The organism is Savagea serpentis (assembly GCF_015351395.1).
Taxonomy (GTDB): domain Bacteria; phylum Bacillota; class Bacilli; order Bacillales_A; family Planococcaceae; genus Savagea; species Savagea serpentis.
On record NZ_JADKPV010000006.1, the window covers coordinates 107741 to 120228 of the forward strand.

Here is a 12488-nt window from a genome sequence, read left to right on the forward strand (position 1 = left end):
CTATTTAATTTGAATGAACAATCATTCATTTTTATTCCAAAAAAATATAAGGTGTTCCTTTACTGCATTCAGTGTAAACGATTTCTTCCGACTGTGCAACTATTTTCTACTATTCAAAACCATTTTCTTGTTCCTCACTTCACTATCGTTGTATACTGAATAGAAGAGAATGAAGGAGGTAATACTATGATTTCAATTGAAACAGAAGAACAATTTTATGAAGTGATTCAAGGTGAAAATGTCCTTGTTAAGTTCCAAGCTGGTTGGTGTCCAGATTGTGTGCGTATGGATCACTTCATCGATCCAATTATGGAAAAGTACAATATGTATACATGGTACGATGTCAATCGTGATGTACTCCCTGAAATCGCACAAAAGTATGAAGTGATGGGCATTCCAAGCTTACTCATTTTTAACAACAATGAAAAAACCGCTCACTTACATAGCGCGAAAGCAAAAACACCTGAACAAGTAACACAATTTCTCGACGACGTTACGAAGTGATTAAAATTTCCATTCGATTATTCCTGACGTTCGGGGTCATTGTTTTACTTTCCGCCTGTCAAAGTAAGCCTTCCAACCTTGAATACTTCATTAAAGATTTAAATGATCAAACGATTTATGAAATTGTTGACGAAGCGGTGATTCACCAATTTCAAACACAATTTCAGCACGCCTCACCTCTTCAAGATACGGTCGTGAAAAATATGGATTATGAGCTTCATATGCAAAAAGATGTTACGCCTTTTTATATCGAAGAACCGTATATCATCTTCAGTCAAAAAGAAGAACTATTCATTAACGAACTCGTCTATCCAATAGAACCGATTCTTGAAGAAGCTATTGTGTATGAACCTTAAAAAATCCTCATCTTGGAAAACAACACTTCCAACAGATGAGGATTTTTAACGTTTCATTAATAAATTGCAATCGGTCCATACGGTCCTTCGATTACTTCTATTTTTGTTTCAAAAATGGACGTTAAAATTTCAGGGTCCATAATTTCTTCTACTGTTCCATAAGCCGCAATTTGACCGTCTTTCATCGCACAAATGCGATCTGAATATTTCGCTGCAAAATTAATATCATGCATAACGGTTACAATCGTGCGACCGAATTCTTTTGCTGCCGCACGTAAATGTTCCATCATTTGTACAGAACGGGCAATATCTAAGTTGTTGAGCGGCTCATCTAATAAGACATATTCCGTCTCTTGGCAAAGGACCATCGCAACGTAGGCACGCTGTCTTTGTCCGCCTGACAACTCATCCAAATAACGATTTTCTAACTCCGTTAAATCTAAAAAGTCGATATACTTCGAAATGATTGCTTCATCTTCTAGCGTCAATCGTCCATCCGAATAAGGGAAGCGACCAAATCCGACAAGTTGACGCACACTAAGTCGTGTAACGAAGTGATTTTCTTGGCGCAAAATCGTAATAATCTTCGCTAAGTCTTTCGATTTTGAAGAGCCGATATCCATATGCGCGACCGCAATTTGCCCTTCATCAATCGACAATAAGCGACCGATCATCATCAATGTGGTAGACTTCCCCGCTCCGTTCGGACCGATTAACGAAGTGAACCCCGCTTTCGGAATTTCGATATTTAACGGACCGATTTTCACTTTTTCTGTATATTGTTTTTGAACTTCTGTAAGTTTTATCATAGTGACCTCTTCCTTAATACGACAATTAAAAAGATAATCCCACCGAATAACTCAATGATGACAGATACGACCGCTTGTGAATCGAAGACATGATACATTAAAAAATAAGCGCTCGTTAAAATACCGAATGCAAGTGCCAAAGCCATCGGGAATATGTAACGGTGATCATATGTCGGAGCGGCTTGATAACTCAATGTCGCCACTAAAAATCCGTAAAATGTTAAAGGTCCGATGAGCGATGTTGAAATAGACATGAGTACCGCAACGAGTACGAGAATGTAAATGATGCTCGCTTGATAATTCATCCCGAACGTCGTCGCAACATCACGTCCGAGCGATAAAACATTTAATTTTCGCGCAAAGAAAAATAACAAAATCGCAATGACGAGAATGATCGGAATGACGATGGGAAAATACGAAGAATCGGCATTGTTCACTGAACCGAGTAAGCGCGCTTGCAATAAATCGAACTCGGACGGTGCGAGCAATTTACGCATGAATGTCGACACTGAACTTAAACCCGTTCCGATAATGATGCCGACGAGTAACATTAATTGCAAATCGCCATACTTTCCAGATAAAAGCCATCCGTATAAAATTAAACTCATACATACCATTAACACGACTTGGAATAAATAAGAACCGATTCCGACGAAATTAATGAGCGCTCCTGCCCCGAAGAAAAAGATTGTACCCGTTTGAATGACCGAATAGAGCGCTTCGAAACCAAGTAAAGACGGTGTAATGATGCGGTTATTCGTCACCGATTGAAACGATACGGTCGCTAAACTATGACAAACTGCCGCAATTAACATCGCGATTAACGCATCCACTCTTCTCATAACGACAGGGATAAAAGAGGGTGAACTGACAGGGACTGGATTATTATAAACGAGTAAACCATAAGACGCCGTGAGACCCAATGCAATCAAAGAAATTAAGATGATCCAATAGCGTCTCGCATCTTTTTTCGTGCGAAACGCTTTCGCAGAACGATTTGACTCATGCTTTTCAGAAGGCATTGCGATATGTTCTTGCTTCGTTGAATAAGGCATTGTACTCATGATACCCTCCTCGTTTTTCTTTGTCGTAATAAAATGACGATAAAGACGACAGCACCCATCGTTCCTAAAATTAAAGAAACTGGCACTTCAAACGGCATAATAATCGTTCGCGAAATAATGTCAGACACCATGATCGTTCCCATGCCGATGACGCACACCCACGGTAAATTCGTCCGTAAATCATCGCCCCTAAAGAGTGACACGATATTCGGCACAATGAGCCCGAGAAACGGTAAATTCCCAATGACTGCTGCAACCACTCCGACAGCGACCGCAATTAATGCATTCGCTAATAAAATCAAACCGTTGTAATTTACCCCTAAACTTGTTGAAATATCTTCTCCTAAACCGGCTAAAGTCAATTTGTTCGCGTAAATAAAAATTAAAATCGTGACGATGACGATAATCCATAAATATTCATAACGTCCTACTTGCACAGAAGTAAATGAACCGACGAACCAGTTCTCGACAACTTGCGACATTTGGAAAAACAAGCCTAAAAATGTTGACACAGACGAGATGACTGCCCCTAACATTAAACCGATAATCGGAACGATTAAAGAGGAGCGCAAACGAACGCGTCGTAAAAATAAAAAGAAAATCATTGTTCCAATGAAGGAAAATAAAATAGCGCCAGACATACGAAGTACTAAACTCGGTGCAGGGACAAGTAAGTAAACGAGTAAAAGTCCAAGACCCGCCCATTCAATCGTTCCTGTCGTCGTCGGTTCAACGAAGCGGTTTTGGGTAATGAGTTGCATAACGAGCCCTGCCATCGCCATCGCCGCACCTGTTAAAATTAAGGCGATCGTACGTGGCACTCGTGTAATAAAGAACATCTCCCAACCATCTTCTTGGCCCCGAATGTCGTACACGCCTGTAAATAATGAAATGACTGCCAAAATACTAACCACAAAGATGGCTAGTATAAAAGATTTCGTCCATATTTTACTCTGTTTAGAATAATGGAGCTGGGCGTCTTGCCCAGCTCCAGCGATCGCATGTTTTCGCACGATTCGTTAACTCCTTTACACTACTTCCCTAAAGAATCCGCCATGTTTTGGAAGATTTTCATAAATGTTTGTAGTGATTCGTTTGTGTACGTATCTGCTGGTGCGTATAATACGTGATTTTCTTTAATTGCTTTTGTATTTTGTAAAGCAGGTGCATTTTCAATCACATCTTTTGCAGGTACTGCGTCTTCTATTGAGCGAACTGCCGCATCGCGGTCTAAAACGAAGATCCAATCTGGATTACTTTGCGCAATCGCTTCAACAGACACTTCATCTCCTTGGTGATCTGCTGATGTATTTTTCACTTCTAATGCGGGTACCCAACCAAAAATGTCAAACATTGGTCCCCATACACGGCCATGGCTCGGAGCTGAGAAACCGATATCTCCACCTGAAACGATAACGCCCATCACTGTATCTTCTCCGTTATACGCTTCTTTTGCCGATGCGATTGTTTCGTCGAAGTCAGCGATTAATTTTTCTGCTTCTTCATTTTTGTCGAAGATTTTTCCTAACATTGTCGTTGCGTCTTTTAAGCCGTTCACTAAGTTTTCACCTGGTGTTGCCGCTTCTTCTGAAACGTCGAAGCTTAAATCAATGACTGCTGCATTCGGTACTAATTTTTTAATATCTTCGTAATAACTTCCGAAACGTTGTCCAACGATGACGAGTTCTGGATCAACCGCTGCAATTTCTTCTAATTTCGGTTCACGGTGATTTCCGATATCGACTACCTTTTCATCCGCTACATATGGTGAATCTGCTGGCATGACTGCTTTTGGTACTGCTGCAAGTTCAATATTCCAATCCGCTAACGTTTCAAACGTACGGTTATCTAATGCGACCACTTTCTTCGGATTAACAGGTACTGTCACTGTTCCGTGTGCATCTTTCACTTCAACTGTTGTCACTTCTTCTGTTGCATCTTCTTTATCTTTCGGTTCTTCTGTTTCTTTATTTTTGTCATCACCTGAATTGGAACACGCTACTAAAAATACGGCCAAAACAGTTAACATAAGAAAAGCTTTAAAATTCTTCATATCCATAATCTCTCCTAGTTTGCATTTTAATGAGAACAAAGAACATTGCACGTCTGCACTCGTCATCACTTCGTCTACTCAACATTCTCAATGATAATTATTCTCAATGGAATGTAAAAAATAGACCGACGCAATGTCGGTTTCTTTTGTTCACACCCTTATTGTAGAAAAGATTAAAGAAATACACTATGGACAAAATCACTTTACTTCTTCGAATTTAAAAAACAACATCTTCATTTTGTAGAGGTTAGACGCTACGAAGATGTTGTTTGATGCTATTTCATTAAAGAATCACGGTAGCGTAAAACGAGCGAATATCCTGCTTCTTGAAAGGCTTTCGCAATGTGAGGCGTCCACTTTGGCACACGCATTTCTTCTTCTTTTAACTCGATGTCTACTTCACAATGGATTGCAGCGAGCTTATACGATATGTGCAACATCTCTTCATCTGCTGAAAGCTTCGTTTGAACACCTTTCGTCAACTCTTCTCGGTTCGCTAGTACACCTTCAATCGAACCGTACGTTTGAATGAGCTTCGTCGCTGTTTTCGGGCCGATTCCTTTCACGCCTGGATAACCGTCCGCATTATCTCCGATAAATGCTTTATAATCGATATATTGTTCGGGAGAAAATCCATATTCCTCGGTAAATCGCTCTTCCGTATATAAGTCATATTCGGAATATCCTTTTTTTACAATGGCGATCGTCACGTTCGGGCGCAGTAATTGGAATAAATCTTTATCTCCCGAGACGATTGTAATGTCATACGTTTCGCTATATTTTTCGACAATCGAGCCGATCACATCGTCCGCTTCGATATTGACGAATCCTGTATTGTAGTAACCCATCTGTTTCGACGCTTCTCGTGTCATATCAAATTGTGGTACGAGTTCTGGCGCTGGCTCTGGTCGATGCGCTTTATAGCCTTCATAAATATCATTACGGAACGTCTTCGCTCCCATATCCCAACAAACGACGAGATATTGAGGAGAAAATAATTTTTCCGCTGTCATGACGTGACGTAAATATCCTTGTACCGCATTCGTCGGCACACCCGCTTCATTCGGGAAAAAATTCCCCATCGCTGCCGTCGCAAAGTACGACCGGAACAATAACGCCATCCCGTCTACAATTAATAATCGCTCTTTCTGTTCATTCATGCCAATCCCTACCTCTTTCTATTATCTCGTCTAGTATACAGGAAGGTAGAGAGACAATCGAACGCTTCCATTTAATTGAAAAATATACCGACAATGACAATTCCCGCAATGATAAGTCCTCCGATTGTTCCGACGAGTTCCACGACAAATTCCCCACGCTTCTTATTGAACTTCTCTTGAAAGCCATCAAGAAACTCCAAATCTTTTTGAAGTTCCGAAACTTCTTTTCTCAATGATTGCACTTCATGTTCTAACGTTTCAATTTGGGCTTGTTGATGAATGACGACAACTTCCGTTTCACGCGTCATCACTTCTGTACGCTCTCTTTCCATTCCGATCACTCCTATCGCTCTTTTCTTATGTACGAGCCATTTCACGGAAAGTTTCATCGCGCTGACATTTTTTATGTGTATAATGAAGAAAAAAGGAGAATCATTATGAAGCAAGTTCACGATGTAGAGACGTATACTCGTAAAATGAAAAACCAAAAGATTAATTATGATAAAGTGTTGCGTCGGATGACAAAAGATTGGGAGAAAGAACAAATCAAGCCGAAAGTGTTGCTCCATTCGTGTTGTGCACCTTGCAGTACAGCTTCGCTCGAATTTCTAGCTGAGCATGCAGACGTGACGATTTTCTTCTCGAATTCTAACATTCACCCGAAAAGCGAATACATGCGACGAGCGAATGAACAAAAGATGTTCATCGAACAATTCAATGAACGAACAGGCCATTCTGTCGGCTTTAAAGAAGATGACTACCGCTCTGATCTCTTCTTTAAAAGAATGAAGGAAGAAGGATTGGCAGATGAGCCAGAAGGTGGCTTACGCTGTGCTTCTTGTTTCGATATGCGACTCGACCGTTCAGCAGAAATTGCTGAACGAGAGGGCTACGATTACTTCGGTAGCGCGATTACTTTATCGAAAAACAAAAATAGTCAGCTCATTAATGAGCTCGGCATTCGTGTTCAACAAAATTATACGCCGCGCTATTTACCGAGCGACTTCAAAAAAAGCAACGGCTATCAACGCTCGATTGAAATGTGTAAAGAGTACGACGTCTTCCGTCAATGTTATTGCGGCTGCGCATTCGCTGCTGAAAAACAAGGCATCGACTTACGTGAAGTGAATAAAGAAGCGATGCAATATGTAAAAGAACATGACCTTTCGATGAAAAAACCTGTGCGATAATTTATAAAAGTACCCTATAAGATAGACACTTTAAAAAGTCTCTCTTAGGGGGTACTTTTATTTATAATGAAAGAAATTGCGAACGGAGCTGATCAAAATGACGAAAATATTATTTACAGACTAAGAACAGAAATTTCAGCTTGTCCAATTCGTCATTGAAAAATACAGTTTAAATCGAATGGTGAGGTATGTTTGTGAATTAGTTGGCGTCTCTAGGTCTGTATTTCGCAACTGAAAAGTGAGCCACCAAAGAAATATGAGAAAGAGCAATTAGTAGCTATACCCGATTATGTAAGAGCGAAACGAGCATATGATGTAGCCGTTTTACGAGGAGAGCAGGTGTCCGCACAAGACTTGCTACAAGTATCAAAAGGAATGGACCTAAAATTTATTGAAGGATTTGGCTCATCCTCGTTATCAGGCTTTTATGTTAAGTGATTGTGTTGTAGAAGATATCTTGTCCGAAAAGAACGCGAATTCTTTTTTAGTAGCTGTAGAAGTGCCAACAGAGCAAGGTGCTGTTTTTTACAATGACACATTCGGAGGTAAACAAATGAACATCTATAACTCCCAATAGCTTGCAGTCACAGTCTGAGTAAATAAAACGAAATTTTATTATTTATCGGTAAAAATTATTTGACGGAGTTTAAAAAATGTACTAGAGTATTAATCAACAAGAAAAATTAAAATATATTATTACTATGAAAGAAGGGATTTAATGAAAGATATTTTCTATATAGAAAACATCGATGATCTAAAAGTGATCAGTGACCCATTTAGAATTGAAATTTTAGTAAGTTTAGGTACGATTCCACAGTCCGGTCAAGAGTTAGCAGAGAAAATGAATGTCAGTCGATCAAAAGTTCATTATCATTTAAAAGAACTAGAGAAGCATGGCTTTATTGAAGTAGTCAAACAAAATATTGTGAATGGGATTGTTCAAAAGTTTTATTTACCTGTAGCAAAAGTTTTTGTGCCAGACATTAATATATTTAGTGATGTTTTTTTTAATGAGTTTAAAGAAATCTTAATAAAAAAAGAAAAAATATCATCTTTTAAAAAAGATATATATGATGTGATTGAAAAATACAGTGAAAAAGAAGAGAAGAAAAATACGAAAAAAGTCAATATATACATCAAAGAATTTTAATAGTAGTTATGTTTAAATACCTTCCAAAATGAAAGGTATTTAAAATTGCATAACGGTCAAATAAAACAAAACGAAATTAATTTACATTACGGTTTGATTTATTATTTCGTTTTGCAAAAAAAGGGGAAGGTGTGTGGAATAGATGATTAAAAATCGTGATTTTAATATTTTGTTTATCGGAAGACTTATTGCTAACTTTGGAGACAGTTTATATGTTATAGCTACAATGCTATTAGTGTTTAAACTAACTGGTTCTACCCTTTATGTAGGGTTAGCACTATTCTTAACTTCATCCATGGCTATAGTACAAGTGATTTTAAGTCCTTTATTAGACAGGATAAATATGAAGAGGTATTTAGTGCTTGCTCAACTAATTCAATCGATTCTACTTTTAACTATTCCAGTTTTATATCATCTTGATCAATTAGCAGTATACCAAATTTTAATTATCATGCCGATTATTACTTTGGTAAATCAAATTATTTACCCAGGACAAATAAGTTTATTACCAAAAATTTTAAAGAAAGAGGAACTGATTAAAGCAAATTCATTATTCACGATAGCGTACCAAGGAAGTGATGCTTTATTTACTGCGATTGCTGGATTTCTAATCACTTTTGTAGGTGTTTACTTTGTTTACTATATCGATAGTTTAGCGTTCCTAATTAATTCTATCCTATTTCTATTTCTATCACAGAAAGTGGCAACCGTGAACAAAAAAGAAAGTGATAACGAAAGGAGTAATTTAACAAAAAGAGAATGTGTAAAGATGTATTTTAATGATTTTTCAGAAGGCATGAAAATATGGAAAGATGATATTTTGCTACCAATTTTAATTGGAATTATAATCATCAATTTTGCTACAACGAGTATCTATGCCAACTTACCATCATACGCCAGCACCGAAGTCCAATATAGTTTTTTAATGGGGGCTGCAGGTTTAGGTGTACTTATAGGTTCCATTATAGTCAGCAAGTTTAAACTCAATCGTTTTACTTTAAACAAGATATATATTTCGTCCATCTTTTTGATTGGTCTTTCTTGGTTAGCTACTTCACAAATGGTTCACCCTAGTTTAACTATGCAGATAATCTCTGTTTTTACATTTTTTTTAGGGTGGGTTCCTATTGGAATTTTAAACGTTTTATCCCAGACAATGGTCCAACTCAGTGTACCCACTGAAAAATTAGGAGTTGTGATGGGATCCATGGTTGGTGTATCAACCTTATTAGCCCCTTTAGGAGCGCTTATCGGAGGGTTCCTAGGACAATTAATAGGATCCAGTGAAACTATGTTGTTTAGTTCATTGATGTTTGTATTAGTCGGTATTTATTGGCTATCTAAAAGTTCAATCAGAAACCTGCCTAAAATGGAGAACTTACCTAGAAAAGAGGTGATCACATGAATGCTCTTTCGCTAAAGAATGGTAGTTTAATTATAAATTCAAGTTTAGATTTACATTTTGCCACAGAAGAAGATTCAGTGTTTTTGAAAGAACTATACAACGACCCGAAAATCCAGTCATTTTCTTTGGACGAGGAAACTATGGAGATAACAGATAAACACGTTCTAGCTACCATAGAGAGTTTTCAGAATAGCGGCTACAAGTTCTTTGTTGTTAACTACGATAATACTCCAATAGGTATGTGTATGCTATATGAACTATCGCTCAAAAATAAACATTCCAAGATTGGATTGGCTTTCCTAAATAAGTATCAAAATAAAGGATTTGGTTCAGTTGTTTTAAATTTTCTGTCTGATTATGCTTTTCAGGAACTGGGGTTAAATAAAGTTTTTGGTGAGGTCTACGATTACAACCATAGATCAATCTAGCAGAAAAGTTGTTGATAAAGAAAAACTAACGGCGGAACAGAAATTTCAGTTCGTCATTGAAAAATACAGTTTTAATCGAATGGTGAGGTATCTTTGTGAATTAATTAGTGTCTCTAGTTTAGGTTATTGTCGGTATTTTTCAGAAGAAGCACGACGTAATAAACAAGCACGAGCGAAAGCAGCGAAAAAACATCGAACATTACCGAACCTATGAAACCGTGAATTTAAACAAGAAATCGCTAGAAAAGGATGATTAACAGACCTTACCTACTTGAGTTATGGAAAAGGAAAGCGCGCCTACTTATCCACTATAAAAGATGCTGAAACCGATGAAATTTTAGCCTATGAAACATCTGATAAAATCACCCTAGATATTGCATTAAATACATTAAAGAAATTAAAAAGCAGTAAGATGAAATTAGCCGGGGATGCATTCATTCACTTCAATCAAGGATTTGACAATACTAGCCCCCCTCTTCAAAAGAAGGTGAAGGAAATGTGGCTAGGTCAGTCAATGTCCCGCCGTGGTAACTGTTGGGACAATGCCCCTCAAGAATCATTCTTTGAGTATTTTAAAGATGAAACGGACTTTAAGTCGTGTAAAACATTAGAAGAGGTAAAAAGAGAGATGAAGAGCTATCTGATTTATTACACTCTTTATCGTGGTCAATGAAACTTAAAAAAGATGACGCCTGCACAATACAGTCATCATCTTCTTCAAGTTGCTTAATTCCCTAGAGTCTTTTTAAAAATGTCCTTTACAAAGGGTACACTTTAATTTTCGCACAGGTTTCTTTATAAAATATCGTGATAATCTGGGTTCGCATCAATTTGTTGTTTGGCGAACGGACAGAGCGGAATAATTTTTTTATTCGTTTCACGCGCATAGTGCACGATGCGTTCGACTAGCAATTCTCCAACGCCTTGCCCTCTCAACTCATCCGATACGAAAGTGTGATCGACAATGATGCGATCTTTTCCTGTCGGAACGTAATGAATTTCCGCTATATTGTCCGATTCAGAATCTCCCACATAAAAGCGCTGTTTCCCTTCTTTAATCTCTACCATTCCAACACCCCTTCTTCTTAATTTTGTCCATTATTTACGCGTGTATTGTAAAGCACCGCTCGGACAACGTTCAATCACTTCTGCCACTTCATCTGCACTTGCTCGTTCTGGCTGAATCCAAGGACGATTGTCTACATTAAAAACAGCGGGTAATCCTTTCACACATTCCGCAGCATGTTCACAACGTCCTGCATAAAAACGAACTTCAATTTCATCCGTTTCATACGCTTTATATTTTTCTTTTGTCATGTACATAACCCCTCTCAAATGAAAATCATATTTTCATTATGATACCCACATACCTTGAATTCAAACCTTTCGCTTTAAATATTTTTCATAATACGTTTTCCTTCTGCAAAGGTCGCAACACTCGAATATCCCGCTCGCTGTAAAGCGCGCTTCCCATCTTCGACATGACGGCCGAGATCATCAGGAAAATGCGCATCAGACGATAAAGTTAACGGCACTTCATAACGAGCAAAATAGTCTAACAACGCATCACTCGGGCACGCTTCACGGACGGGATAGCGGTAATAAAGCCCAGCATTCCATTCACTCGCTACATCATGTTGTGCCAAAACTTGCGCAACACGCTCATAAAATGAGTGTAATATAGAAGATTGTGGACGATGACCGAATACTTTTAAATTATCGACGTGCGCAATAAAAGAAAATAATTCACTTCTAGCTGCTTGTTCAATCGTCGTTGCGACTTCATCGTAAACGACCGATAAATCAAGAGTTTCAAAGCGTCCTTGCGTTTCTGGATTATCAAATCCCCAACCACGCCAAAAATGAATAGAACCGATAACAAAATCAAAAGGATATCGCTTTAAAAACTGACGCAACTCTTCTTCTTGTTCCGGAAAATAATCTGCTTCAATCCCTAACCGTAAAGTGACCCCTTCTTTTTCCCATTTTGCTTGAACTCGTCGAACACCTTCTATGTATTGTTCAATCGACTCACTCATCACACTATGAAGCCACGTTTTTTGCATCGAACCGAGGAAGGGTGATGTGAGATCCAAAACGTTCTCAAAATAAGAACGCATCTCTCGAAAGCGATATAGATGATCGACGATTCCTACTTCTGTCAATCCTCTCTCTTTCGCTACTTTTAAATAACGATTGAGCCACTGTTCACTATAGCACCCTTGTTCAAGACGTAGGCGCAATGCTTCCATCGCTCGTTCAAACGATTCCTTCGTCGTCCCTTTCTCTACTTGCAGAGCTTTTGCTGTTCGCTCTAACCAACGAAATGTGTAAGGACCTTCCTCCACATGAAAGTGAAAATCAACCAT

16 protein-coding genes are annotated in these 12488 nt (G+C 38.3%); 7 read left to right on the plus strand and 9 right to left on the minus strand.

The features are described 5' to 3' along the window. Positions 1 to 186: 186 nt before the first annotated feature. Together IRY55_RS11105 and IRY55_RS11110 are read left to right on the plus strand one after the other, a co-directional pair. Positions 187 to 504 carry a thioredoxin family protein gene (locus IRY55_RS11105; protein WP_194563392.1) on the plus strand — a complete coding sequence of 106 codons (318 nt, stop codon included), beginning with the start codon at positions 187 to 189 and terminating at the stop codon, positions 502 to 504. Then, complete coding sequence (locus IRY55_RS11110) at positions 501 to 860, plus strand: hypothetical protein (protein WP_194563393.1); 360 nt, start codon at positions 501 to 503, stop codon at positions 858 to 860. The genes IRY55_RS11105 and IRY55_RS11110 overlap by 4 nt, the downstream gene beginning before the upstream one ends. Before the next feature lie 56 nt (positions 861 to 916). Here the strand turns inward: IRY55_RS11110 and IRY55_RS11115 are convergent, their stop codons facing one another. From IRY55_RS11115 to IRY55_RS11140, 6 genes are all read right to left on the minus strand, one after another. Next, positions 917 to 1669, minus strand: a complete 753-nt coding sequence (locus IRY55_RS11115; RefSeq protein ID WP_194563394.1) for an iron ABC transporter ATP-binding protein — start codon at positions 1667 to 1669, stop codon at positions 917 to 919. Continuing rightward, entirely contained in the window at positions 1666 to 2724 is a 1059-nt protein-coding gene (locus IRY55_RS11120) for an iron chelate uptake ABC transporter family permease subunit (protein WP_408015170.1), read from the minus strand. The genes IRY55_RS11115 and IRY55_RS11120 overlap by 4 nt, the downstream gene beginning before the upstream one ends. 5 nt (positions 2725 to 2729) lie before the next feature. After that, a complete protein-coding gene (locus IRY55_RS11125) occupies positions 2730 to 3731 on the minus strand; it encodes an ABC transporter permease (protein WP_408015171.1) in 1002 nt (333 codons plus the stop codon). Positions 3732 to 3766: 35 nt separating this feature from the next. After that, the gene (locus IRY55_RS11130; RefSeq protein WP_194563397.1) at positions 3767 to 4786 is read right to left on the minus strand and encodes a siderophore ABC transporter substrate-binding protein; all 1020 of its coding nucleotides are present in this window, start codon (positions 4784 to 4786) and stop codon (positions 3767 to 3769) included. A gap of 275 nt (positions 4787 to 5061) precedes the next feature. Beyond that, positions 5062 to 5946 carry a 5'-3' exonuclease gene (locus IRY55_RS11135; protein ID WP_194563398.1) on the minus strand — a complete coding sequence of 295 codons (885 nt, stop codon included), beginning with the start codon at positions 5944 to 5946 and terminating at the stop codon, positions 5062 to 5064. Between the two features lie 71 nt (positions 5947 to 6017). Further along, complete coding sequence (locus tag IRY55_RS11140; protein WP_194563399.1) at positions 6018 to 6278, minus strand: hypothetical protein; 261 nt, start codon at positions 6276 to 6278, stop codon at positions 6018 to 6020. A gap of 105 nt (positions 6279 to 6383) precedes the next feature. On the opposite strand from IRY55_RS11140, the gene IRY55_RS11145 reads away from it, so the two are divergent. The 5 genes from IRY55_RS11145 (at position 6384) to IRY55_RS11165 (ending at position 10792) form a co-directional block, all read left to right on the plus strand. Beyond that, entirely contained in the window at positions 6384 to 7136 is a 753-nt protein-coding gene (locus tag IRY55_RS11145; RefSeq protein ID WP_194563400.1) for an epoxyqueuosine reductase QueH, read from the plus strand. A gap of 718 nt (positions 7137 to 7854) precedes the next feature. Next, positions 7855 to 8286, plus strand: a complete 432-nt coding sequence (locus IRY55_RS11150) for an ArsR/SmtB family transcription factor (protein WP_194563401.1) — start codon at positions 7855 to 7857, stop codon at positions 8284 to 8286. 142 nt (positions 8287 to 8428) lie between these two features. Then, complete coding sequence (locus IRY55_RS11155; RefSeq protein WP_194563402.1) at positions 8429 to 9691, plus strand: MFS transporter; 1263 nt, start codon at positions 8429 to 8431, stop codon at positions 9689 to 9691. Beyond that, complete coding sequence (locus tag IRY55_RS11160) at positions 9688 to 10119, plus strand: GNAT family N-acetyltransferase (protein ID WP_194563403.1); 432 nt, start codon at positions 9688 to 9690, stop codon at positions 10117 to 10119. The genes IRY55_RS11155 and IRY55_RS11160 overlap by 4 nt, the downstream gene beginning before the upstream one ends. Before the next feature lie 271 nt (positions 10120 to 10390). Beyond that, on the plus strand, positions 10391 to 10792 hold the full coding sequence (locus tag IRY55_RS11165; RefSeq protein ID WP_194563404.1) for a DDE-type integrase/transposase/recombinase: 402 nt from the start codon (positions 10391 to 10393) through the stop codon (positions 10790 to 10792). A 122-nt stretch (positions 10793 to 10914) separates the two neighbouring features. Here the strand turns inward: IRY55_RS11165 and IRY55_RS11170 are convergent, their stop codons facing one another. The 3 genes from IRY55_RS11170 to IRY55_RS11180 all read right to left on the minus strand — a co-directional run bounded on the left by IRY55_RS11170 (position 10915) and on the right by IRY55_RS11180 (position 12488). Continuing rightward, positions 10915 to 11187, minus strand: a complete 273-nt coding sequence (locus tag IRY55_RS11170) for a GNAT family N-acetyltransferase (protein WP_194563405.1) — start codon at positions 11185 to 11187, stop codon at positions 10915 to 10917. Between the two features lie 30 nt (positions 11188 to 11217). After that, positions 11218 to 11436, minus strand: a complete 219-nt coding sequence (locus tag IRY55_RS11175) for a (4Fe-4S)-binding protein (RefSeq protein WP_213086706.1) — start codon at positions 11434 to 11436, stop codon at positions 11218 to 11220. 74 nt (positions 11437 to 11510) lie between these two features. After that, positions 11511 to 12488, minus strand: a complete 978-nt coding sequence (locus IRY55_RS11180) for a histidinol-phosphatase HisJ family protein (protein WP_194563407.1) — start codon at positions 12486 to 12488, stop codon at positions 11511 to 11513.